Source organism: Chryseobacterium sp. 2987 (assembly GCF_031456375.1).
GTDB classification, from domain to species: domain Bacteria; phylum Bacteroidota; class Bacteroidia; order Flavobacteriales; family Weeksellaceae; genus Chryseobacterium; species Chryseobacterium vaccae.
The window spans coordinates 1-22190 of the sequence record NZ_JAVDUN010000009.1 but is presented as its reverse complement, the minus strand read 5'-3'; the positions used below and the strand labels follow the sequence as shown (position 1 = coordinate 22190).

Annotated in this window: 24 protein-coding genes; 13 read left to right on the top strand and 11 right to left on the bottom strand. The window is 36.9% G+C overall.

Going from position 1 to position 22190, the window contains the following annotated elements; genetic code table 11:
- The first annotated feature begins 13 nt into the window (after nucleotides 1-13).
- On the top strand, nucleotides 14-703 hold the full coding sequence (locus J2Y40_RS20580; protein ID WP_153395117.1) for a response regulator transcription factor: 690 nt from the start codon (nucleotides 14-16) through the stop codon (nucleotides 701-703).
- A gap of 81 nt (nucleotides 704-784) precedes the next feature.
- On the opposite strand, the gene J2Y40_RS20575 is transcribed toward J2Y40_RS20580, so the two are convergent.
- The 7 genes from J2Y40_RS20575 to J2Y40_RS20545 all read right to left on the bottom strand — a co-directional run bounded on the left by J2Y40_RS20575 (nucleotide 785) and on the right by J2Y40_RS20545 (nucleotide 7242).
- Nucleotides 785-2200, bottom strand: a complete 1416-nt coding sequence (locus J2Y40_RS20575; RefSeq protein ID WP_153395115.1) for a hypothetical protein — start codon at nucleotides 2198-2200, stop codon at nucleotides 785-787.
- Nucleotides 2201-2311: 111 nt separating this feature from the next.
- Entirely contained in the window at nucleotides 2312-2590 is a 279-nt protein-coding gene (locus tag J2Y40_RS20570) for a hypothetical protein (RefSeq protein ID WP_310001069.1), read from the bottom strand.
- Between the two features lie 487 nt (nucleotides 2591-3077).
- On the bottom strand, nucleotides 3078-3335 hold the full coding sequence (locus tag J2Y40_RS20565; RefSeq protein WP_310001067.1) for a serine hydrolase domain-containing protein: 258 nt from the start codon (nucleotides 3333-3335) through the stop codon (nucleotides 3078-3080).
- 121 nt (nucleotides 3336-3456) lie between these two features.
- Entirely contained in the window at nucleotides 3457-4188 is a 732-nt protein-coding gene (locus J2Y40_RS20560) for a class I SAM-dependent methyltransferase (RefSeq protein WP_153395111.1), read from the bottom strand.
- A 162-nt stretch (nucleotides 4189-4350) separates the two neighbouring features.
- Nucleotides 4351-4551: a YqaE/Pmp3 family membrane protein gene (locus tag J2Y40_RS20555; RefSeq protein WP_153395109.1), complete on the bottom strand. Its 201-nt coding sequence runs from the start codon at nucleotides 4549-4551 to the stop codon at nucleotides 4351-4353.
- 209 nt (nucleotides 4552-4760) lie between these two features.
- Entirely contained in the window at nucleotides 4761-5180 is a 420-nt protein-coding gene (locus J2Y40_RS20550) for a hypothetical protein (protein ID WP_310001064.1), read from the bottom strand.
- A gap of 13 nt (nucleotides 5181-5193) precedes the next feature.
- Nucleotides 5194-7242 (bottom strand): M3 family metallopeptidase, encoded by a 2049-nt coding sequence (locus tag J2Y40_RS20545; protein WP_310001062.1) that lies wholly within the window; start codon nucleotides 7240-7242, stop codon nucleotides 5194-5196.
- 210 nt (nucleotides 7243-7452) lie between these two features.
- Here J2Y40_RS20545 and J2Y40_RS20540 point away from each other — a divergent pair, with 210 nt between their 5' ends.
- A complete protein-coding gene (locus J2Y40_RS20540) occupies nucleotides 7453-7977 on the top strand; it encodes an SRPBCC family protein (protein WP_153395104.1) in 525 nt (174 codons plus the stop codon).
- Between the two features lie 71 nt (nucleotides 7978-8048).
- Here J2Y40_RS20540 and J2Y40_RS20535 read toward each other — a convergent pair whose 3' ends face one another.
- Nucleotides 8049-8417 carry a hypothetical protein gene (locus tag J2Y40_RS20535; protein WP_153395102.1) on the bottom strand — a complete coding sequence of 123 codons (369 nt, stop codon included), beginning with the start codon at nucleotides 8415-8417 and terminating at the stop codon, nucleotides 8049-8051.
- Nucleotides 8418-8573: 156 nt separating this feature from the next.
- Here J2Y40_RS20535 and J2Y40_RS20530 point away from each other — a divergent pair, with 156 nt between their 5' ends.
- The 3 genes from J2Y40_RS20530 (at nucleotide 8574) to J2Y40_RS20520 (ending at nucleotide 10298) form a co-directional block, all read left to right on the top strand.
- On the top strand, nucleotides 8574-9023 hold the full coding sequence (locus tag J2Y40_RS20530) for a hypothetical protein (protein WP_153395100.1): 450 nt from the start codon (nucleotides 8574-8576) through the stop codon (nucleotides 9021-9023).
- Nucleotides 9024-9102: 79 nt separating this feature from the next.
- Nucleotides 9103-9744 (top strand): DoxX family membrane protein, encoded by a 642-nt coding sequence (locus J2Y40_RS20525; RefSeq protein ID WP_310001058.1) that lies wholly within the window; start codon nucleotides 9103-9105, stop codon nucleotides 9742-9744.
- Nucleotides 9745-9785: 41 nt separating this feature from the next.
- A complete protein-coding gene (locus J2Y40_RS20520) occupies nucleotides 9786-10298 on the top strand; it encodes a nitroreductase (protein ID WP_310001056.1) in 513 nt (170 codons plus the stop codon).
- A gap of 31 nt (nucleotides 10299-10329) precedes the next feature.
- Here the strand turns inward: J2Y40_RS20520 and J2Y40_RS20515 are convergent, their stop codons facing one another.
- Nucleotides 10330-11952, bottom strand: coding sequence for a serine hydrolase (locus J2Y40_RS20515; RefSeq protein WP_310001054.1), 1623 nt, complete (start codon nucleotides 11950-11952; stop codon nucleotides 10330-10332).
- A 232-nt stretch (nucleotides 11953-12184) separates the two neighbouring features.
- On the opposite strand from J2Y40_RS20515, the gene J2Y40_RS20510 reads away from it, so the two are divergent.
- Both J2Y40_RS20510 and rimM read left to right on the top strand, forming a co-directional pair.
- The gene (locus J2Y40_RS20510) at nucleotides 12185-12748 is read left to right on the top strand and encodes a 30S ribosomal protein S16 (protein WP_153395092.1); all 564 of its coding nucleotides are present in this window, start codon (nucleotides 12185-12187) and stop codon (nucleotides 12746-12748) included.
- Between the two features lie 13 nt (nucleotides 12749-12761).
- Complete coding sequence (gene rimM, locus J2Y40_RS20505) at nucleotides 12762-13304, top strand: ribosome maturation factor RimM (protein ID WP_310001051.1); 543 nt, start codon at nucleotides 12762-12764, stop codon at nucleotides 13302-13304.
- Between the two features lies 1 nt (nucleotide 13305).
- Here rimM and J2Y40_RS20500 read toward each other — a convergent pair whose 3' ends face one another.
- A complete protein-coding gene (locus J2Y40_RS20500; protein WP_310001049.1) occupies nucleotides 13306-14370 on the bottom strand; it encodes a hypothetical protein in 1065 nt (354 codons plus the stop codon).
- Between the two features lie 27 nt (nucleotides 14371-14397).
- On the bottom strand, nucleotides 14398-15330 hold the full coding sequence (locus J2Y40_RS20495; protein ID WP_310001047.1) for an XRE family transcriptional regulator: 933 nt from the start codon (nucleotides 15328-15330) through the stop codon (nucleotides 14398-14400).
- A 106-nt stretch (nucleotides 15331-15436) separates the two neighbouring features.
- Between J2Y40_RS20495 and J2Y40_RS20490 the strand changes: the two genes are divergently transcribed.
- The 6 genes from J2Y40_RS20490 (at nucleotide 15437) to asnS (ending at nucleotide 22071) form a co-directional block, all read left to right on the top strand.
- Nucleotides 15437-15904 carry a hypothetical protein gene (locus J2Y40_RS20490; RefSeq protein WP_153395086.1) on the top strand — a complete coding sequence of 156 codons (468 nt, stop codon included), beginning with the start codon at nucleotides 15437-15439 and terminating at the stop codon, nucleotides 15902-15904.
- Nucleotides 15905-15914: 10 nt separating this feature from the next.
- Nucleotides 15915-16988 carry a fatty acid desaturase gene (locus J2Y40_RS20485; RefSeq protein WP_185151964.1) on the top strand — a complete coding sequence of 358 codons (1074 nt, stop codon included), beginning with the start codon at nucleotides 15915-15917 and terminating at the stop codon, nucleotides 16986-16988.
- A 31-nt stretch (nucleotides 16989-17019) separates the two neighbouring features.
- Entirely contained in the window at nucleotides 17020-17667 is a 648-nt protein-coding gene (locus J2Y40_RS20480) for an LA_2272 family surface repeat-containing protein (RefSeq protein ID WP_153395082.1), read from the top strand.
- Nucleotides 17668-17671: 4 nt separating this feature from the next.
- Nucleotides 17672-18271: a CDP-alcohol phosphatidyltransferase family protein gene (locus J2Y40_RS20475; RefSeq protein ID WP_153395080.1), complete on the top strand. Its 600-nt coding sequence runs from the start codon at nucleotides 17672-17674 to the stop codon at nucleotides 18269-18271.
- Nucleotides 18272-18453: 182 nt separating this feature from the next.
- On the top strand, nucleotides 18454-19929 hold the full coding sequence (locus tag J2Y40_RS20470) for a helix-turn-helix domain-containing protein (RefSeq protein WP_310001043.1): 1476 nt from the start codon (nucleotides 18454-18456) through the stop codon (nucleotides 19927-19929).
- 693 nt (nucleotides 19930-20622) lie between these two features.
- Nucleotides 20623-22071 (top strand): asparagine--tRNA ligase, encoded by a 1449-nt coding sequence (asnS, locus tag J2Y40_RS20465; RefSeq protein ID WP_310001041.1) that lies wholly within the window; start codon nucleotides 20623-20625, stop codon nucleotides 22069-22071.
- The last annotated feature ends 119 nt before the right edge of the window (nucleotides 22072-22190 follow it).

The following is a 22190-nucleotide window of genomic DNA, read 5'->3' as shown; positions in this document are numbered from 1 at the left end:
TAATCAGAATAAGATGAAAGAAAACTTAATCCGGGTGATCATTGTAGATGACGAAGCCCTGTTCCGCCAGGGAATTTCCTTTTTAATACAAAGAGAAAAAGATATGGTGCTTTCCGGAGATTTCAGCAATGGCAAAGAGATTCTTGATGCTCTTGCTGTTCTTGAAGAGCTGCCACATGTAATTCTGATGGATCTTAATATGCCGGAAGTAAACGGAGTAGAAGCAACCAAACAGATCCATACAAAATATCCTCAGGTAAAAATAATTGCACTGACCAGTTACAATACCAAATCTTTTATCATCAATATGATCCAGTCGGGAGCCTGTTCTTTTCTTAAAAAAAATTCCAGCCCGGCAGAATTGGTCAAAGCGGTGAGGGAAGTGTATGAGAAAGGCTTTTATTATAATGGGGAAGTTATGGAAGCGCTGCATCAGAATATAACGGATTCCAGTAAAAAAGTCTCCAGTATTTTTGATGCCAATCATATCTCAAAAAGAGAAAAAGAGGTGCTGGAGCTTATTTGCAGGCAGTACAGTACTTCGGAAATTGCAGATAAATTATTCTTAAGTTCGAGGACAGTTGAAGGCCACCGCAATAACCTTCTCCTGAAAACCGGGGCAAAAAATACGGCAGGCCTTGTAGTGTATGCCATAGAAAGTAAAATTGTGGATACCCATTATCTGAAAGATAATTTTGAGTAGGATTTAGGAAGGCTGGAAGTTATGGTCTACTTATTCAGCATAAATAAAAAATGACAGCAGGGTGTTCTGCTGTCATCTTGTTTACTTCTGTTCTAAAGTCTGTATGGCATGTTCTATATGCTTTTTGTCTTCAAAATAACGGATTTTGAGATATTCAAATTTTTTATCGTCTTTAAGTGATGCTTTTAACGTTGATATCAGGAATGAGTAGTTGGTGAAAACGGTAGGTGTTTTCAGAAGGGCATCCATCCATTTCCACATTTGCTTTTCACCTATTTCTTTTTCTATAGCCGCCAGAAGAATAGGAGTAGATTCGTAAGCATATTCAATATAATCATCATCGGATGGTTTTGTTTTGATAGTGCTTAAAGGCATTGGAGTAAAATCCTTAATATTTTTAAGTTTATCCTTTATCTTTTTGTCATATACCTCTTTACCCAGAATATCTTTGGCTACTTTTAGAGAAAGGAATTCCGAAAATCCTTCTGAGATAATTCCGCCAAGCTCAGAGTTGAATTGTTTATAAGTTCCGAAATAGTAATGAGCCAGTTCATGAGCAATAAAAGGCTTGAACCAGTTCTGGGTTTTAGGATCAAAAAGGCTTTTAAGTCCATTATCTCCCCAGCCTATATTCATGATGGTTGGGTAAGATACGAACAGCCATCCGTTGTCGCGGGAAGTAGGGGTAGTTTCTACAAAAGTCACCGGCCCCCCAAAAGGAGTTTCCAGGTTTTCAGCATAATAATTTTTATAGGTATTAATCATTTCGCTGAATTGTTTAATCTGTTCCTGCGTAAGTTGAGGATTCAGGATATAGGTATTGGCGATATTGGAGTAATCATAATTTCCAAGGAAGACCGCCAGCTCATAGGGTACATCACTTTTGAAACGGTAATTTTTAGCCTTTACAGGGGGATTTCCGTTGACATACAGAGTGGAGCAGTCGCTGCAGGTAAATTCAATATCATATCGCACTTCTTCATATTTTTTGTCCTTGGCCATATCAAATAAAATAGGATACCAGGCGCCCTGGTTACCTTCGGCTCTCAGAGAATTATAGTTGAAGGCGATATTTCCTCTCCAGTCATCTTTAGTATAATTTTCAATAGTATCTTTGGCAATAGGAAACTTGCCGGTATACTTCAATTGTACAGATTGAGGCAGAAATTTTTCTTTTTTGTTTTTCGGAAAATAGTAGGCAAGTGACTCGCCTGTTGAAGTACTGTCAACAGTACTTTTTTCATAAGCTAGTACAAAATCATTGGGCTTTTTACTTTTAAAGTGTAATATATTCATCCCGGAATTGAGGCGGATGACATAATCTTCAATACGGGGAATATCACTTAAAGTAAGATCACAGTCAAAAGTTCCTTCTTTTATGGAAATAGTGACTTTGCCAGTAAGCAAAGGACTTTTTTCTTGGGCTATGGCTTGTAATGAAAATAATAAAATAATGAAAAACGAGAATGTAATTTTAATGTCTGGTTTTCTGAACATTGATTGCATATGGTATTTAGTTTCTTTCAGCAATTTCTGAGAAATGCTGTCTGATAAAGATATTATTTAAGCCGTGATCCTCCAAATTTTTTGAAATAACTAATAGAATTTTTAATGATTTTCAGGTAACTGATGTTCCGGAGTGTATTTTTTAATGATAGAATCAATCCAAAAACCGATGATAATAAAAGCAAGACTGGAAACCGGAAAGCTGAAGATAGAACCCAAAATAATCTGCCCGTCATTGCTAAAATCCGTAAAAAGGCCCCAGTAAATATAAAAACCCAGAGAGTGCACAATCCAGTAAAAGAGGAACATAATAAGGAATAATTCTTTTTTCGTAATCGTGAATATGTTTCTTGCCAGATTCTTTACATAATAGAAAGTCATGATCAGAGCACTGATAAAAACGAATGACAGCAATATCAAACCACCCGGTCCCTCTTGATGATCTCCAAATAGCGAGATCAGTAATTCAACAGCAAAGGCGACAGGAATAACCGATACAATAGCTGCAAAGCCTGTACAGGCCAGTAAAAGGGAAATAAGAGTACAGGTGGCTCCTATTTTTACAGGTAAATGCTTTTGAAAATAGCTTTTCCAGCTGATCCATTTTGAATTTTTGATACTTAGAGACTGTTTAAATTTTATATTTCTTCAAGTCTGCAAAAAAATTAATGCAAAGTTGATGAATAATTCCGCTTTATTTGAAGTGGGCAAAGTGAAACGACTTTGTCGCTGATGAAGAGGTATGCTTATCCACATGCTTCGACGAATCAACGAAGTTGATTCTATCCTTTGCTCTCTAAATAATCCCTGAAGTATGGGTAAGCAGATGGTGAATCGTAATTTTATCTCCGGAAGGATAATCTTTAATCTATTTTGAAACCGGATCATTAACACTCAGTTTTCCCTGTTGCTCCAGCATAAGGATAGCCACCGCAGCAAACTGTTTGGTCATTGAGCCGATCTGGAAGACCTGTTCCGGAGTCATATCTGAATTCAGTTCCAGATTGGCTTTCCCGAAGGCCTTCCGGTATAGGGTTTTCTCGCCTTTAGCCACCATAAATACGCCACCAGGCTCATTTTTATTACTAAAACCAGTGAGAATAATACGATCAATTCTGGCTTCCATATTTTTAGATCCGGAAGATTTTTTTTTGTGTAAAATACAGCTGATGGGTAAGTAAGAATAAAATAATGATTCTGAGTTTCATAGTGATGATATTAGTTTAGCTTCTTTTTATCTTAGAATACTATTTTTCTGCTGAGACCAGAAGCATCATTGGGCGGCGGAGTTCATCTTTCATTTCAGGGATTTCTTTCAGCATTTCATGGCTTGGTTCTGGTTCTACAATTTCTTTGATTCTAAAGCCGTGTTTTAGCAGGGTATTCAGGTAAGAGGTTAAAGTTCTGTGGTATTTGGTGACATTTTCGCCGAGAAATGTTGTGCTCCTTTTTCCTTCCATGAAATATCGGTCGACAGGCCAGCTTATTTTTTCGCCATTTTTGTCATAAGTCCAATCCTGGCCTCCTTCCGAGGTAAACACAGGATGTTCCACTGAGAATATAAAATGTCCTTCGGCAGTCAACCATCGGTAAACATTCTGAATGACCGTATCCAGAGATTCCACATAATGCAGAGTTAATGAGCTCAATATAATATCGAATTTTTCTGAAGGATACTCCAGATCTTCCAGAGCTTTCCTTTCATATTGAATACCTTCAAGGCTGTTGACTTCTTTCGCCTTGGCAAGCATTTTTTCTGAAAGATCAATTCCAATGACAGATTTTGCTCCATTTTCAACAGCATAGCGGCAGTGCCATCCGAATCCGCAGCCAAGATCAAGAACATTTTTATCCTTAAAATCCGGTAACATATTTTTCAGGGCATGCCATTCCCCGGCTCCTTGCAGCCCGATTTGAGAGCGGAGCATTTTATCATACTGCTCAAAAAATGAAGGTTCGTCGTACTTATTTTCTTTCATATAGGATAAGTTGTTTTTCTAAGAGATTTGTTTCATTAAAAACGAAAATAATCCATGAAATAGTCTTTCTGATTTCCTGTTACAATTCCTGTAAGCGCTTTTGAATATAAAAAATCCTTTAAAAAAATAAAGGATCTGTATAATATATTCACGGCCGGCAGCTTATTTCCGATTTTCGCGCATGGCACGGATTAATCTTTCATTTCGTTGGTCTGCTCTTTCATTATTTAAGGATAAAACAGCCCAGATCGCTGCGGGAAGCCAGCCTATCAATGTAATCTGAAGAATCAGGCAGACAATTCCTGTAATGATTTTTCCACGAACCATAAAGGATAGAAAGGGGAGAAGAATAGCTAATAACATGGCTTCTGATTTTAATATTATGAATACGAAAGTTAGTTATATTTTAAAAAATAGGAGTGGCTTTTGCTTGGAAAATATTATTTGGTGAAGAGATTAGGTATGACTGCTTCTCTGTATCCCATTTTTCATTTTTCGGGAGGTAATTATAAAAAAATAGATGCAGGAATAAAACCTACACCTATCTTTTATTATTTAAATAATCCGGAATTTTATAGTGAATCAATTAATTCCTTCATGGTCTTATCCGTTTTCATCAGTTCTCCATAAGGAATCTGATGATTGAGATACGTGAAAAACAGATTCGTAACCCAGGGATTTTCAATTTCATGAATGCAGTAAGAAGCAATCAGTTCAAAATCTTCAGAAATATAGGCCGGAAGATCAGATGAGTTGGCTGTTCTGAAAGTGAATAAAAAGATTTCCTTTCTGATTTCGTCAACCTGATCCCTTAAAGCTTCCTTCATTTCCTTTTCCTCCACGACCTGGTAAGCCTGCATCCACAATGATGAAAATTCAGGCTCATCTCTGTTGTTTAAAATTTCGTCAATGCTTTCGGAAGTAATCTTATTAAGAGTGATTTTTAAAGTCTTTATAAAAATCTCTCCAAGAGTATTAAGTACCTGCTTCATAATTGTCTATTTTTTATCCAAATGCTCTTTTCAGTAAACTTTCCACCTTAGGCTCGCTTCCTCTGAAGTCTTTATACAGCTCCATAGGATCTTTTGTTCCTCCGGAAGAAAGCAGGATTTTATATTTTGCTGCGGTTTCAGGATTAAAAATTCCGGTTTCCTTAAAATATTGGAAAGCATCGGCATCCAGTACTTCAGCCCATTTGTAAGAATAATACCCTGCAGAATATCCGCCCTGGAAAATATGCGAGAAGCTTGGGCTCATGGCTGTTTCAGGATTAATCGGATAAAGGGTAGCAGGTTTAGTATACTTATCTTCAAACTCTTTTATACTTTCATTCTCCAGCTCTTTCACTTTGGTATGATAATTCATATCCAGCAGCCCGAAACCGATCTGTCTGAGCGTCTGGTAACCTTCCATGAAGTTTTTAGACAATTCAATTTTTTCAATCTTTTCATCAGGAAGTACTTCTCCTGTCTGATAATGTTTTGCGAATGTTTTTAAGAATTCAGGTTCAAAGCAGAAGTTCTCCAAAAACTGGGAAGGAAGTTCTACAAAGTCCCATTTTACGGAAGTTCCGGAAAGACTTGGGTATTGAGTATCAGCCATCATGCCATGAAGTGCGTGTCCGAATTCATGGAAAAGAGTGGTTACTTCCTGGAAGGTCAGTAAGCTAGGTGTATCTTTTGTCGGTTTGCTGAAATTACATACAATAGAAATGTGCGGACGGGAGTTTTCACCGTTTTGTTGATACTGGCTTTTATAGCTGGTCATCCATGCTCCGGCTCTTTTACCTTTTCTTGGGAAATAATCAACATATAACAATGCTTTGTACTCAGATTCTATCTTACCGGTACTGGAAACAGCTATAATTTCTTTTACCTCATACACTTTCACATCCTCGTGATATTTCGGAATATCATTTCTTTCTTCAAAGCTAAGCCCGAAAAGTTTTCCTGCCAGTCCGAACACGGCGTCCTGTACCTGATCCAGTGGGAAGTAAGGTTTTAGTTCTTCGTCATCCAGATCAAATTTGGCTTTACGGAGCTTCTCGGCATAGAACGTATGATCATAGTTTTGCATTTCTTCAATTCCGTCAGCTTTTGCCAGAGATTTCAGTTCTTCGATTTCCTGGTCAGCATAAGGCTTTGCTTTGGTTAAAAGTTCATTTAAAAAATCAAAAACCTTAACCGGAGATTTAGCCATTCTTTCTTCAAGAACATAATCCGCATAATTTTTATATCCTAAAAGCTCAGCTTTCTGCTGCTTTAAAGTAAGAAGCTCTTTAATCAGATTCTGGTTGTCAAACTCATCACCATTGAAAGATTTTTTACCGTTGGCCAGAGCCAGTTCCTTTCTCAGATCACGGTTTTCGGCATACGTCATAAACGGAATATAGCTTGGGTACTGCAAGGTAACCACCCAGCCTTCAAGATTTCTTTCTTTAGCTTCTTCAGCAAACTGTTCAATGATGGCTTGCGGAATTCCAGCCAGTTCTTTTTTATCGGTGATATGTTTAAAATAAGCATTTGTAGAAGCCAGTACGTTTTGTCCATATTGAAGGGACTTTAAAGACAGATCCATGCTGATTTTCTTTAATTTTTCTTTGTCTTCCTCATTCAACAGGGCTCCGCTTCTTACAAACCCTTTGTAGGTTTCATTTAAAAGCATTTCCTGTTCACCGTTAAGTTGGTATTTTTCCTTCTCATCATATACTTTTTTGATTTTGCTGAAAAGGGCCTCATTCTGAGAAATTTTAGAAGAATATTCCGTCAGGATGGGAGAAACTTCCTGGGCGATCTGCTGGATCTCATCACTGGTTTCCGCAGAATTTAAATTAAAAAATATATTCGAAACCACATCCAGCTGTTCACCGGAATAGGCGAGGGCTTCAATAACATTTTCAAAAGTTGGTGCTTCTGGATTATTGACAATGGCATCAATTTCCTGCTCAGATCGTTTAATCAGTTCGTTAAAAGCCGGAAGGTAATCCTCATTTTTGATTTCATTGAAAGGGGCTGCGTGATATGGCGTATTAAAAGTTTCTGTTAAAATATTCATTTTTCAATTTTATTTAAGGTAAAAATAATGATTCATCCCTGAATCAAAGCTGAAAATGGTCAAAAATAATGCCTTGATGTCAGGATATGACAAAAATACTTTAACTTTAATAATCTTGTCATATGGAAAGCTGCAGAGAAAACAGAATGACTAATTTTGGTGACAGGATTTACCATTTCAACTCAAAATAAACTTAAAAATAGATAAACTATGAAAACAATCTTAAAAATTCTTGGCACAATCATTCTGCTTCTTGTCGTATATGGTATCATTGCGATATTAACATTCAGCAAAGATTATCATTTCGAAAAAGCTGTAACCATTAATGCTCCAATAGAAAAAGTATGGCAGCATGTAGGCTCTCTGAAAAGCTATAACACATGGGATCCTTTTTCTAAAGAAATCAAAAATATCAAGATCACATATTCCGGAGAAGGTGACAAAATGGGAGATTCTTATCATTGGATAGGAGAGGGAAGTGAAGGAGAACAGTCTGTTACTGAAATAGTGCCCAATCAAAAACTGGTGACAAAACTTCACTTTATCAAACCATTCAATGGTAATGCCAAAGCAGCATTTGTTTTAACTCCTGAAGGAAGCGGAACCAAAGTAACCTGGATGATAGACAATGAACTGAATCCGGTAATGAAGATCATGAAGCCTCTGATGAACATGAATATGGAAAAAATGTTTAATCAGGGGCTTGGAGATTTGAAGAAACAGGCAGAACAATAATTAATAATACTAAAAAAAGAGGCTATAAAAAGTCTCTTTTTTTATTGCAACTCAAAATAGAAGTGTTATTACTATTGTTTTTTGTCAAAACTGAACGTCCCGGATAACGGACCTCTTTTCCAACTTCCCGTAGTGTGGGTTTGTTTCAGGTATCCGGTAAAATGAAAATTATTTTTGGTATTCATATCAAATTTACCGTCGGAATTCACATATCCGTCTATGATCTCTGTTGTATTAGCGGGAGGAAATTCCAGTTTGCCATCCATGGTTCCTTCTTTTGATATTGTAAAAGAAATGTTGCCGTTTTCATCTCCGCTGAACGTTCCTGCATATTCACCCTTAAACGCTGAATTTACCTGTCTGACGGATTCTTCATCAGAAACACATGAGCTTAATGGCAGTATAAAAATCAAAGCCCATATGATTAAACCTATCTTCATTTTTTTTTAGGCTAAAATATAACATTTACGGATAATGCGGGGAGAATTAGATTTTTTAGATGAAAAAATGGGTTCTGTTAAAATAATAGGTTGTCCTGATCAGAATGGCTTAATTTTTTCAGGAAAAAAATATACCTTTATGTAAAGATTAGATGTATGGAGAAGACTGTATTTGAAAAAAGTGATATCCGAAACTATGTTAAGACTGTTATTGCAGAGAAAATAGAAAAACTTAAAAACTTCATCGAATTTACGCTGGAAGCAAGCCGTGACATTAAAAAAACGCCCAAATATGACAGTATGAGGGAAGAAATGCAAGAGGAGATCTACCAGATGCAGCGCCAGTTAGGTGCTTTGAATGATCTGAAAAGAAATATGGCAAAAGTGCTGAACAATGCTACGGAAAGAGTACAACTCGGCTCTCTTGTGATTACCAATAAAGCCCGTTTTTATATTTCTGTTTCTTTAGGTGAATTCTTTTTTGAAGGAGATCGTTTTTATGCCATTTCTCCCGAAAGTCCTATGGCCCGAAAAATGATGGGAATGAAATCAGGAGATGCTTTTACTCTGAATAATATCCACCAGGAGATTATTGAAGTACTTTAGGGATCTCATTACAAATATATTGAAAGAAATTTGTGGATTTGAAATATTTTAGTACCTTGCATTGCAAAATACTAAAGCTGTGATATTTGAAAAGTTAAGAACAAATCGATTCAATCAGTGGATCATCATACATTTAAGATACCTCGTAGGATTTGCTTTTCTACCCTCAGGGCTGGTGAAACTGATGGGAGAGAGATTTACCCGTATTTCTACAGATCATCCCATCGGGTATTTTTTTGAAGCATTATATCAATCAGGTTTTTATTGGAATTTTTTAGGACTCACACAGGTGGCAGCAGGAATTTTACTGATGACACAGCGCTTTGCATTATTGGGGGCACTCATGTTCATGGCAATCCTGAGTAATATATGGGTCATTACGATAAGCCTCTCTTTTACCGGAACCTGGATGATTACTTCTCTGATGATGATTGCCGTACTGGCATTGATTATATGGGATAAACATAAACTGATGCCTTTATTCAGCTACAATCAGTCATCTTCTGTGAAAGCCTTTCCGGATCCGGACAAAAGCTGGGTAATGACGGGAATGATTTATATTTTCAGTTTTGTAACCCTTTATCTGCTTGGGCCCGTCGGTGAAAATATCTACATGAAGGGGATTTCTGCAGCTTTGGGGATTTTGATGGTGGGTACCTTTGTAATAACCGGGTATAAAGCATACAAAAACCCGGATCTTTTTTTGAAAAATCAGATGTAAATAAATGCGGTGCGTTTGCGTTCATGTTGTAAATTTGCAGCATGAATAAAGCAGAAATTTTAAAAGAAATCATAGAGCACAGAAGAAGTATATTTCCGAAAGATTATACCGATGCTGAAATTTCTCAGGAACTGATTGATGAAATTCTCAGCTCAGCAGCATTTGCTCCCAATCATAAACGGACGAAACCGTGGAGATTTAAAGTTTTCAGAGGCGAAGACAAAGCAAAGCTAGCTTCCGAAATGCAGGCTATTTATAAGGCAACACAGCCTGAACAGCTTTTCCTGGAGAAAAAATATAACGATATAGGATTTAAAATCAATAAAGCAGATGCGGTAGTATCCATTGTCGTTAATTTTAGCGGAATGGTTCCTGAATGGGAAGAAATTGCAGCTACCTCAATGGCTGTACAAAATATGTATCTTACCTGTACAGCCAATGAAATAGGGTGCTATTGGAGTTCACCCAAAATTGTAGACCATCTGAAAGAATCCCTGACTATTGAAGAAAACCAGAAATGTCTTGGACTTTTCTACTTGGGGAAACTTAATTAAATGAATTATACCTGTGAAATTAATCCTGTAATCACGGCTTTTTAATTACCTGGTAAGCAGGGTTAATTTCATTGGTCATATCCAGAATAATATCATAGGTTCCGGGTTCTGTTATTTTGATATTATTCCCATATTTTACCAGATGGTTGGCTTCATTGATGCCCAGTTCCATCGCCCATTCATTATTGGCCCGAAATTTTAGGTCACCTGGTTTTAATATGACATTTCTGGCTTCCAGAATATTTTTATTTTCGGAACTGGGTGCTAATTTTACATCTGGTCCGTTCCACCCATTTGGAGTGGAGGCTCCTACTGCTCCCCATAGAAAAGAACTGCTTATTTTTTTAGCTTCCCTCATCAGTTTTCCGTTTTTGGTTATTTTTAAAGAGCTTATTTCTCCATTTTTGCCCGCTTCAAATTCAAAATAAATTTTATCATTTTCATAATTGATAACGTAAAACTTTTTTTCATTTTCCGGAAAGAAGGTATCTCCGGAGCTGTCTTTAGAATCAAAATAACTTGTTAATCCGTCGTTTGCAGAAATATAGATATTCCTGTCTGCTGACTGGTATAATCCCTTTATCCGGTTTTGCTGTTCAGGACTGATTTTTACATTTTTAGGAAGATGATAAGGATGGTTGTTCAGTAAAGAGATGATTCCTTTGTATACTTCCGGAACACCACCATCGAAAATATTGCTTAATATGATAACAGAAATATCATCCTGAGGAATTCTTGAAAAGAAAGATAGAAAGCCAGGCCCCGCACCACCATGTCCGATCACCGTTTTCCCTTGTATTGATTCAACGGTCCATCCATATCCATAGCCGTAATTATGGAAAGGGGACTGCGCCTTTTCCAAAGTTTCCTTATCCAGTATTTTAAAATTCTTAAGTCCTTCTTCATATTTGTAAAGATCCTCTACTGTAGAATACATGGCGCCCGCAGCGTGAGGGTGGTCATAATCATAATTTACCCCTTCTCTGGAATTGTTTTTGGATAAAAAATCATAGCCTGTTGCTTTGTTTTTATCTTTTAAATCTTTAAATCCAAAACCTGTACTGGTCATGCTTAAAGGATTTAGAATATATTTTTTTACAGCCTGTTGGTAAGACATTCCTGCCGTTTTGTTGATGATGTATCCTAATAAGTAATAATTGGAATTGCTGTAACTCCATTTGCTGCCGGGAGAAAAATCTAAAGGCTGGCCCGCTATATAGTTCAGAAATGTTTCTTCATCTTTGGTCTGCTCAGAATTGGTATTGTTCTGAATGCCGGAAGTATGGGTAAGTAATTGTTCAATGGTAATGCTGTCTCCTTTTGGAAATTTTGGAAAATATTTGGATAGTTTATCCTGCAGAGATAATTTTCCCTGTTTTTCCAGCAATAAAACAACGGTAGCTGTGAATGATTTGGTGGTAGAGTAGATCCGGTAAATAGTCTGATTAGTATTCTTTTCTTTGGTCTGGAAATTTTTGATGCCATAACTTTTCTCAAAAAGTATTTTTCCCTTTTCTGCCACAAGAACACTTCCGTTAAAACGGCCGAGATGCTCATAAGAGCTGATAAGCTTGTCAATTTTTTCTTCTCTGGATTGGCTGTACAGATTTTTACAACCAAAGATGGCTACCATAAGGAGGAGTAAGTTTTTCATTAAACGTAACGTTTTTGTTAAAATATTTAAAAATGCTTTGAACGGAAACATGAAAAAGAAAAAGTAATACCAGAACTAACTCCGGAAATCACAGAAATTTTTCATAAACAAACTGTCTGACCGTTTAATACTATAACAATTTAAGATTTTATCTTGTTACATCAGAAAAATTATTTATCTTTGCACTCTTAAATATTTAACTGGGACGAGTTCCCGTAAAATTCACAACATTATGTCAGTAAAAATCAGATTACAAAGACACGGTAAAAAAGGTAAGCCTTTCTTCCACATCGTGGTTGCAGATTCTAGAGCTAGAAGAGATGGTAGATTCATCGAGAAACTAGGAACTTACAACCCAATTACTAACCCTGCAACTATCGATTTGAACGTTGATGCTGCTGTAAAGTGGTTAAACAACGGTGCACAGCCAACTGATACTGCAAGAGCAATCCTTTCTTACAAAGGTGCCCTTTACAAAAAACACCTACAAGGTGGTGTAGCTAAAGGTGCTTTTGACGAAGCTGAAGCTGAAAAAAGATTCAATGCTTGGGTAGAAGCTAAAGATGCAAAAGTACAAGGTAAAGTAGAAGGTTTATCTAAAGCTCAGGCAGACGCTAAGAAAGCTGCTTTAGAAGCTGAAGCTAAAGTAAACGAAGCTAGAATCGCTGCTGCTGCACAGGCTGAAGCTGATGCTAAGGCTGCTGAAGAAGCTGCTAACGCACCTGCTGAAGAAGTTGCTGAAGCTACAGAAGGAGAAGCTCCTGCTGCTGAAACTGAAGAAAACACTGAAGCTTAAAAAGTACCGCCGTATGCGTAAAGAAGACTGCTATTTATTAGGTAAGATCACACGCAGACACGGACTTGCGGGCAACGTTATCCTTAAATTGGATACCGATCAACCCGAGCTTTACAATAAATTGGAATCAATATTCGTTGAAATCAACGGATTATTGGTTCCTTTTTTTATTGAAAGATCATCCTGGAGCAAAAACGATGCTCTGAATATTTTCCTTAAAAATTCCACAGAAGCCATTGTAGATCAGGTGTTAGGTAAAAGTGTTTATCTGCCGCTTGCTACACTGCCTAAGCTTTCAGGAAAACAATTCTATTACCACGAAATCATTGGTTTCGATATTCTGGACCAGAATAATAATAACTGCGGAGTGATAAGATCTGTTAATGATCAGACTGCACAGAACTACTTTATCACCAATTTAGACGGAAAAGAAGTAGTAATTCCAATTATCAAAGACTGGATCATGGAAGTCAACAGAGAAGAAAGATTCATTAAAACTGAACTTCCTGAAGGACTTATCGATGTCTTTTTAGTGCCTTCCAAAAAGGACGAATAATTTAATTTTTCAAAAAATAGACCTGAAACTTTCCTGCTTTCAGGTTGTTCACTAAAAAATATTTCCCTGAGGCTGTTTTTACAATGGATGTGATAACCATTTTGGTATTGTCTTCCTTGGTAGAGATGGTCTTATTTTTGATTTTCAGATCGTAATAATACATGTAGACCGGAGAATAACCAAAGCTGGCTACATAATGATTGCCACGGCTGAACCATACATTTCCGGTAACAATTCTATCTTTTTGATTGAAAAATGTAGAATCCACATGCTGTTTGCTGATTTCACGGGTAAACCTGTTTTCTCTGTGAACCAGTGTCATTTTCGGTCGTAATTTCCCGTAAAGAGAATCTCTGTAGCCGACATCCCTCATTTCAAATGCAGCCCGCGATTCTTCCAGAAAATTAGGCATAATATAAAAAGGATTTTCAGAATCAGAATTGCAGAGATAGGAAACGGATGAGGAAGGGTAGTTCATCATTCCCGGACTGGCTTCATCATCGATGTAACGGATTTCTTTGATCCTGCTTAAAATATTATCCTGCAGCTGTTTCTGCTCCACGGCGATCTTTTGCAATACCGCGGAATCTTTTTCATTTTCTCCCAAATGCAAAAGGTGTTCATATTTATCCTGAACATCATCAAGATTATAAATGGGGAAAATTTCTTTCAGAGTATAATTGGGGGCCAGATATTTTCTGTTATTCACATAAAGATCTGCATGATCCCCCACAAATGCGAAATTATTGATCTTCGGAATATTTTTCCATTTTTCAAAAATGACTGGTTTACCGTTTTTGATGATGAAGAGCTGGCAGAGATCATTGGATGCGTAATCCAGCCCTGGATAATTGTAGATGAAAAAATAATCATCCTTTTGCTGATAAAAACAATTACTGCTCTGTGAAAGAGGAAGTTCCATTACCTTTTCCGCATAAATGGCAGGCTCTGAAAATTTTGGAAATTCCGGTATTTCAGGGTGTTTGTCCTCCTCAATATCTGTTTTCGGGGAATAACAGGACTGAAGCACCAATAGTGAAAATAAGAGGATAATCCGGGTTTTCATAAGGTTGTTTTGATTAAAGATACAGTTTTATTCGCTCAGATATCTCTGAAGGCGACCGATCTGTTCGTACATTTTGTTGAAAAATATCTTCCTGTCGCGGTTCCCGGAGGTATTCAGGGATTTTGAATTTTTAATCTGATGTTCAAAATAATTCAGGGTTTCGTTACAGGTTTTGGCATCATTAATAAGAATATACCCAAACATGTTGGTAGGAATAGCAAAAAGGGACTGCTGCGGATGGTGGAAAAAAATATCGTTGGAAAGGTGCATCAGCTCATTTTCATACAGGTGAAATTTGGGGTTGTTTTCCGTTTTCTGTTCGATATATTCTATCAGTTCCTTCAGTTCCTCCAAAATAATATTGGCTTCTTTCTTTTGTAAAAGTCCGGTATCGGAATAAAATGAAATCTGCTGCAGAATGCTGGAAACCGTCATATCATTCCACAGTTCCACAACGTTTTGTGTTTCATACTTTTTCTTCAATTCCTGGGTGTCTGCTTCAAAATAAGGCGGTGAAAACTGAAGGAAAGGAACGAAGACCTGCTTGGCATTCAGGAGATTCATCCATACATATACTTTGAACCGGGAAAGCAGTGTATCGGAAAGGGTGTAAAAAAAGGGAATATCCTTCGCCGAATAGTAAATGGTAATCCCGTCTGAAAGCGGTAAATTCTCAAAAACGCTGAGATTATTCTGAAAAAATGACTGCAAATCTTCCGTTTCAGTCACTGCTGATGTTTTTTGTACCAGAATCTGATGATCGGATGTCATAAACTGATCCAGAGAAATCTGATAGTATTTTGCGAGTTCCAGAGCCTCTTCAAAGCTGAATTTTGCTTTTAATGAAGTTCTTCTGTGGGCTGCATCATAACTTACATTGAGGATATTAGCAATTTCATCATTCAGCGATTTGTCACCGATTTTCCTACGAATTTCCCTGAGTAAAAGTTCCTGGTGCATGTTTTTGTGATTTTCACAAATGTAGGCATTTATTTTAATTTTTTTTCGCATTCGGATTGGTGTTTTTCACAGATAATTTTGAAACATCATTTTAAAACAATCAGCGATGAAAAATATAATCTTAGGAGCATTTTTACTTTTTTTTAGTTTGGGCAAAGCTCAGCTGGGAAATGATAAAGGCTGGAAAATTGTAGCCGTAATCCTCAGTACCAGAATAGAAGGAACTTCATTAGGAGACAAGACCTTTTTATCGGTAGGAATGAAATTACCGTCCGAAAATGCCAAGAACTATTACAGCCTGAGAGGGCACTTTAACTGGTGGGACGAGAGAAAGCTGCTGATCATTCCGGAATTCGATTATTTCCGGAAGATAAAAGCGTTTGGTGATGAAGATCTCGTGACCAGCCTATATGCGGGAGCAGGAGTTTCTCCTTATACTGCGTCACCCAAATTCGGAGTAACATTCTGCCATTTCTTTACCGGAGAACTGGGCTATAATTTCGAGTACAATACGTATAAACACTTTCCTATTAAAGGATTCAGGTATTCCTTTGGGTTCAACATTGTTTTTTAACCACATGATCATGAAAACAAAGATAAAATTCAAAAAAACGAGTTCCGCGTTTTACCCGGAGCTGCGTGAAGAGGTAAAGGTACTGCTTACAGAAGAGACTGTTGATAAAGCGAAGCAGCTAATAATTGTAAAATTCTTGTTCTATTCTGTGGCTTTTATCCTGCTGTATCTCAATCTTTTTAATCCTTATATGGAAAATAAGAGGTACGCCGTTGTTATTAACTATATATTATTAGGGTTGTCAGGGATACTTCTTGCATTCAATTGTTCTCATGACTGTGTACATAATACATTTTCAAAGTATAAAAAGCTGAACCAGATTATTTATTATATCACCTTTAATCTGCAGGGAGTTAATGCGAGACTGTGGAAAAAAAGACATATTGCCTCACATCATGTGTTTCCGAATGTAGATGGTTGTGACACAGATATTGATGACAATATATTCATCCGGCTTTCTGCTAATCAGCCCAGAAGTAAGCTTCATCAATACCAGCATTTATACGCTACTTTATTGTATTGTCTGTATACCTTACACTGGATCCTGATTAAAGATTTTATTTATCTGGGGAAAAAAGACCTGGCCAATCTGAGAAATCAAAGCCATTCCTGGATGTCTGTTGCAGAAGTCATTATCCTGAAGCTGGCTTATTTCAGCTACATGTTGGTAATTCCTGCTTTTTTTACTCATATTCCGGTAGTGACAATCATTTTGTCTTTTATCATCATGCACCTGACGATTTCCCTGTTTTTTGTGCTCACCCTGATTATTTCCCACCTGAGCCTTGAAACAGACTTTCCGGAAGCAGATGAAAACGGTTATCTACCCTATGATTATTATGAACATCAGTTAGCCGTCTCTCTGGATTATCACCCTACAAACAGACTGGCCAACTGGATTTTCGGAGGATTTAATTCCCATGCCGCCCATCATCTTTTTCCCGGTCTTCCGCATACAGTGTATACGATTATCACTCCCGCTATTAAAAAAGCAGCAGTGAGAAATCAGCTTCCTTATCATGAAAAAAGCATCTTTTATGCGGTAATTTCTCATTATGAATATCTGAAAAAATTAAGCCGGTAGTTTTGAATAAAAAATATAAATCAAAAAGAATATGAAAACAATATTTTTAATAACAGGACTTTTTTTGAGTGTTCTGGTTTCAGCTCAGAACAGTTTAAGCAGGGAAAGAACAAGTTTCGCCGCTTTAACTCCATTAAATAAAATTGATAAAGTAAACGGTATTGCTTTAGGGTTAGGAGGTGTTCTGGATAAAAACAATACCAGAAAAATTAATGGTATCAATCTGGAACCGATTCCTCTGGGACCTGTTGTATGGATGTTTTACGATCCTGCGAAAAACAGGAAAGAGCAGCCTGAGCTTATTGTCAACGGCCTTACGGTTTCCGGTTGCGGATACGGAAGTATAGTGAACCACAACGGGGTTTCTGTTTCAGTTTATAATTATGGAAACACGATGAACGGAATTATTGTAACAGGACTGGGCACTTACATCGATAAAGGAAAGGGGGTGATGCTGTCCGGGTTTTATAATTATGAAAAAGACTTTAAAGGAGTAACGATTGCTCCGGTAAACAACGCTGAACTATTTAAAGGATTTCAGGCCGGAATCTACAATAAAACAGAAGAAATGACAGGAGTACAGATCGGGCTGGTCAATGTTTCCAGGAAAATGAAAGGCCTTCAGTTGGGACTATGGAATAAAAACGGAAAAAGAAGTTTACCAATCATTAATTTTTAAAACCATGAAAACAATACCTTATATTTTAATTGCCATAAGACTGCTCCTTGCTCCGGTGATTCTTTTCTTAGCCTATTCTGCAGGTGAAAAAGCCCGATTTATAATTTTGATAATGATGTATGCAGGACTGCTCACGGACATTTTTGATGGGATTATTGCCCGGAAAGCAGGGGTTTCTTCCGAAAAACTCCGGAGAATGGACAGTCAGACCGATTTGATATTCTGGCTTTCACTGGGCTTTGCTGCCTATTTCCTGAATCCCGGACTCATTAAAGACGAATGGCAGGGAATTCTTCTGATCTTTGTGATGGAAGCACTTTGCTATATCGTAAGCATCTGGAAATTCGGAAAGGAAACCTGTACCCATGCGTTCTTATCAAAAATGTGGGGAGTGAGTCTGCTGATCGCTTTTACCTATTTAATAGGATTCCAACAGACCGGCTGGGCATTTTATCTTACAGTGGGATTGGGCTTTATCTCTCATATAGATGTGATCCTGATTGTCGTGCTGCTCCCGAAATGGCAGTATGACGTACCCAGCTCTTACCATGCATGGAGAATCCGGAACGGAAAACAGAGAAAAAAGACCATCTTCTTTAATTGATCCATATCGTTTTCTTTTAAATAATTGATGAATCATACAGCGTAATCGTTACTTTACGCTGTTTTTTGTAACTTGATCGGGAATTAATTTCCTTATAAACCCTCAATCAATAAAGGAAAATTGAAAGAGATCATGAATCTGCCGAATAAAATAATATTTTTGTAAGATACCCTGAAGGAGCAATGAAAGTAAAATATTGGATACTGTTATGGATTGTATGGACTACCGTAGTGAATGCACAGGCACATACGGCTGAAAAAAGTATCTTAGGAAAACAATCAGCCTATCAGGAACTGGAAGAAAAATTCTTTAACACAAATCCTCAGGCTGCCCTGGAATCTGCCAAAGAACAAGGAGATAAAAAGCAGATGGCCCTGGCGCATATAGGCATTGCCACCCTGAATAATTATACAGGAAAACATGCCGAAGCAGCCAGAACTTTCAGACATTACTTATATGAGGCAGATAATATGAATGAGGGCGAACGTGATCTTCTCAAACTTAGCCTTGCAGATGCCTATATACAGACTAATAAAATGGATTCTGCTTATACACTGATACAGGAGGGTTTGCAGGCTTCCCAAAAGAATGAAAATAAGTACAGCTATCATCAGTATCTGGGTTTATTGGGCCTTTATCATGTACAGCTAAAAAAATACAGACCTGCCATAGATAACCTGATACAATGCAGAAAATTCTTCTTTATTCCGGAAAATTCGACTAAGAGAAATCAAAACTATACCCTTTTAAATTTAGGGAAATCCTATGCAGGGCTTCAGGAAAAAGAGAAAGCGATAGAATGTTTTGTCAGAATAGATTCTATGGTTCTTAAGACGGATTATATTTATCCTGAGCTAAAAGAAGTATATACTTATCTTATCAATTATTATAAAGAAAATGGGGACAAGGAGAAGCAATGGTATTATGTAGACCGTTTTATGAAAATTGACCGTATTCTGGATGCTCAATTCCTGGATATATCCCGTGAGCTTCCCGGAAAATATGATGTCCCTGAACTGCAGCAGGAAGAAGAAGCCGCTGCCAATGATTTTAAAAACAGGAAGAACCTTTTTTATATTGTTCTCAGTCTTTTAGTGATCTCCCATTTATTATTTATGAATTTTTATTTCAGGTATAAAAAAACGGGAAAGAAATACAGGAAAATTGCACAGGATCTTCTTCAGTCTGTTCATAAAAATAAAAGAAGCTGGGAACCGAAAAGTGAAACGATGTCAGAGGATTTTTCAGAACAGAACAAAGAAACTGAAGATCATAAAACAGCCAAAACCGTTTCAGAGGATATCGCCCAGGCTGTATTAAAAGAACTTGAAATTTTCGAAGATAAAGAACAGTTTTTAAATAAAGGAATTACCCTGGGAAGTCTCGCCAAAAAAGTAAAGACCAATTCCAGATATTTATCAGAAATCATCAATACCTATAAAGGAAAGAATTTTGCTACGTATCTTAATGATCTTCGTATTGATTATGCGATTAACAGATTGGCCAATGATAAGAAATTCCGTTCTTATAAAATTCCTTTTATTGCCGAAGAACTAGGATATAATAATGAACAGGCCTTCACTTTAGCCTTCAAAAAACGAACCGGAACCCCACTTTCTATTTATCTGAAGGAGATTGAAAATATTAATTCGATTTAACTTTAATTTATTTGTTATCAGTGTTTTATCATTTATAGATTCATGATTTTATCCCTATAAATTTATGAATCTATAAACCATCTGCTTGCATAATCATCTTACTTTACTGCATCTTTGTTTCAGTTAAAGACACAACATCTGCATTTTGAAGAGGTACCATTCAAAATTGAAAATGTTCAATCTTTGATCGTAAAAAATCAAATCAAAAAGTTAATGTGACGAAAAAAATCGAACGAAAGTAATGACATAATTGTTTAAAGATTGATATGCAGACACTAATCATTTAAGGATTTTAAACCAGTAAAAACAAGAACCATTCAATCCCATTAATGCATTTTAAATGTGGAAATGAAGTGTAATAGCAAAACGGGATCATGGTTTGAACATTAATCTGAATTTTAAAAACTAATAACCATTTATTATTAAAAACTACTCCATGAAAACTCAGACTAATTTATTTAAAGTGATGTGGCTTCAGATTAATGAAGGTTTTTATAACAGTTCAGACCGGTATTAAAGTGAAATTAAATTCGAAAATCAAAAAAGACTAACAGATAAAAAGGCGATTTTCCTGAACTGAAAGTTTAAATACTTCTTAAATGATTTTTTTAAAGACAGCGCAATCATCAAATTGCGCTGTTTTTTTGTAACTTTGCAGTCATTAATTTTTATACAAAAATTTATCATCAACAAATGAAAAAGCAGACGATTAAAGAAATCCTACAGGATTACAAGAAAGTATTACATCATGACATTACAGTTTACGGATGGGTAAGAGCATTCCGTTCTAATCGCTTTATTGCCCTAAATGATGGTTCTACGATTAATAATTTGCAGATTGTTGTTGATTTTGAAAGCTTTGACGAGGAGCTTATCAAAAAGATCAGTACAGCTTCATCTCTTAAAGTTGTAGGAGAAGTGGTAGAAAGTCAGGGAGCCGGGCAGACTGTGGAAATTATTGCTAAAAAGATCATTATTTTAGGAGATAACTTTACAGAAGAATTGCAGAATACTATTTTGCAGCCAAAAAAGCACAGTCTGGAAAAGCTTCGTGAGCAGGCGCATTTAAGATTCAGAACCAATGTATTTGGAGCCGTTTTCAGAATCCGTCACGCGGTAAGTTTCGCAGTACACTCATTCTTTAACAAAAACCAGTTCTTCTATATCAACACTCCGGTTATTACAGGAGCAGATGCTGAAGGAGCAGGAGAAATGTTCGGAGTGACCAACTTCGATCTTAACAATATGCCAAGAACTGAAGAAGGTGAAATTGATTTCTCACAGGATTTCTTCGGTAAAAAAACCAACTTAACGGTTTCCGGACAGCTTGAAGGAGAAACTGCCGCAATGGGATTGGGAAGAATTTATACCTTCGGGCCTACTTTCCGTGCAGAAAACTCGAACACGACAAGACACCTTGCGGAATTCTGGATGATTGAGCCTGAAGTGGCTTTCAACAACCTTGAAGATAACATTGATCTGGCAGAAGACTTCCTGAAATACGTGATTCAGTATGTTCTTGACAACTGCAAAGACGATCTTGAATTCCTTGACAAGCGTTTTGAAGAAGAACAAAAATCAAAACCGGAAAAAGAAAGAGCGAAAGAAGGACTGATAGAAAAACTTGAGAATGTAATTACCAAGCGTTTCAAGCGTGTAAGCTATACAGAAGCTATTGAGATCCTGTTGAACTCTAAAGAAAATAAAAAAGGAAAATTTGTGTATCCTGTTGAACAATGGGGAACAGATCTTCAGTCTGAGCATGAAAGATATCTGGTAGAAAAACACTTTGAGTGCCCGGTAGTATTATTCGATTATCCGAAGGAAATCAAAGCATTCTACATGAAACTGAATGATGATAACAAGACCGTTGCTGCAATGGATGTCCTTTTTCCGGGAATCGGAGAAATCATCGGAGGTTCCGAAAGAGAGGCCAGATTAGACGTACTAAAACAGAAAATGGCAGATATGCACGTGGATGAGCACGAACTTTGGTGGTATCTTGATACCCGTAAATTCGGTTCTGTGCCACATGCCGGGTTTGGATTAGGATTGGAAAGACTTATTCTTTTCGTAACAGGAATGACGAATATCAGAGACGTAATTCCTTTTCCAAGAACGCCGAAGAACGCTGAGTTCTAGACGAATAAAAAAAGCCTTAATGTAAATGGACTGCCCCCAAAAAGTTAGACACTTTTTAGGGGCATTTTTTTATGTATAGAAAAGAAAAATTTAGCGTTGCTTTCAAATTAGAATGTATT

Bases quoted from the DNA above. Each gene is read 5' to 3' on its own strand.
- J2Y40_RS20510 (WP_153395092.1), top strand. From the start codon at position 12,185: ATGTCAGTAAAAATCAGATTACAAAGACACGGTAAAAAAGGTAAGCCT.
- rimM (WP_310001051.1), top strand. From the start codon at position 12,762: ATGCGTAAAGAAGACTGCTATTTATTAGGTAAGATCACACGCAGACAC.
- J2Y40_RS20495 (WP_310001047.1), bottom strand. From the start codon at position 15,330: ATGCACCAGGAACTTTTACTCAGGGAAATTCGTAGGAAAATCGGTGAC.
- J2Y40_RS20475 (WP_153395080.1), top strand. From the start codon at position 17,672: ATGAAAACAATACCTTATATTTTAATTGCCATAAGACTGCTCCTTGCT.
- J2Y40_RS20480 (WP_153395082.1), top strand. From the start codon at position 17,020: ATGAAAACAATATTTTTAATAACAGGACTTTTTTTGAGTGTTCTGGTT.
- J2Y40_RS20580 (WP_153395117.1), top strand. From the start codon at position 14: ATGAAAGAAAACTTAATCCGGGTGATCATTGTAGATGACGAAGCCCTG.
- J2Y40_RS20550 (WP_310001064.1), bottom strand. From the start codon at position 5,180: ATGAAGCAGGTACTTAATACTCTTGGAGAGATTTTTATAAAGACTTTA.
- J2Y40_RS20515 (WP_310001054.1), bottom strand. From the start codon at position 11,952: ATGAAAAACTTACTCCTCCTTATGGTAGCCATCTTTGGTTGTAAAAAT.
- J2Y40_RS20545 (WP_310001062.1), bottom strand. From the start codon at position 7,242: ATGAATATTTTAACAGAAACTTTTAATACGCCATATCACGCAGCCCCT.
- J2Y40_RS20500 (WP_310001049.1), bottom strand. From the start codon at position 14,370: ATGAAAACCCGGATTATCCTCTTATTTTCACTATTGGTGCTTCAGTCC.
- J2Y40_RS20490 (WP_153395086.1), top strand. From the start codon at position 15,437: ATGAAAAATATAATCTTAGGAGCATTTTTACTTTTTTTTAGTTTGGGC.
- J2Y40_RS20565 (WP_310001067.1), bottom strand. From the start codon at position 3,335: ATGGAAGCCAGAATTGATCGTATTATTCTCACTGGTTTTAGTAATAAA.
- J2Y40_RS20535 (WP_153395102.1), bottom strand. From the start codon at position 8,417: ATGAAGATAGGTTTAATCATATGGGCTTTGATTTTTATACTGCCATTA.
- J2Y40_RS20575 (WP_153395115.1), bottom strand. From the start codon at position 2,200: ATGTTCAGAAAACCAGACATTAAAATTACATTCTCGTTTTTCATTATT.
- J2Y40_RS20555 (WP_153395109.1), bottom strand. From the start codon at position 4,551: ATGTTATTAGCTATTCTTCTCCCCTTTCTATCCTTTATGGTTCGTGGA.
- J2Y40_RS20530 (WP_153395100.1), top strand. From the start codon at position 8,574: ATGGAGAAGACTGTATTTGAAAAAAGTGATATCCGAAACTATGTTAAG.
- J2Y40_RS20570 (WP_310001069.1), bottom strand. From the start codon at position 2,590: ATGACTTTCTATTATGTAAAGAATCTGGCAAGAAACATATTCACGATT.
- asnS (WP_310001041.1), top strand. From the start codon at position 20,623: ATGAAAAAGCAGACGATTAAAGAAATCCTACAGGATTACAAGAAAGTA.
- J2Y40_RS20485 (WP_185151964.1), top strand. From the start codon at position 15,915: ATGAAAACAAAGATAAAATTCAAAAAAACGAGTTCCGCGTTTTACCCG.
- J2Y40_RS20560 (WP_153395111.1), bottom strand. From the start codon at position 4,188: ATGAAAGAAAATAAGTACGACGAACCTTCATTTTTTGAGCAGTATGAT.
- J2Y40_RS20520 (WP_310001056.1), top strand. From the start codon at position 9,786: ATGAATAAAGCAGAAATTTTAAAAGAAATCATAGAGCACAGAAGAAGT.
- J2Y40_RS20540 (WP_153395104.1), top strand. From the start codon at position 7,453: ATGAAAACAATCTTAAAAATTCTTGGCACAATCATTCTGCTTCTTGTC.
- J2Y40_RS20470 (WP_310001043.1), top strand. From the start codon at position 18,454: ATGAAAGTAAAATATTGGATACTGTTATGGATTGTATGGACTACCGTA.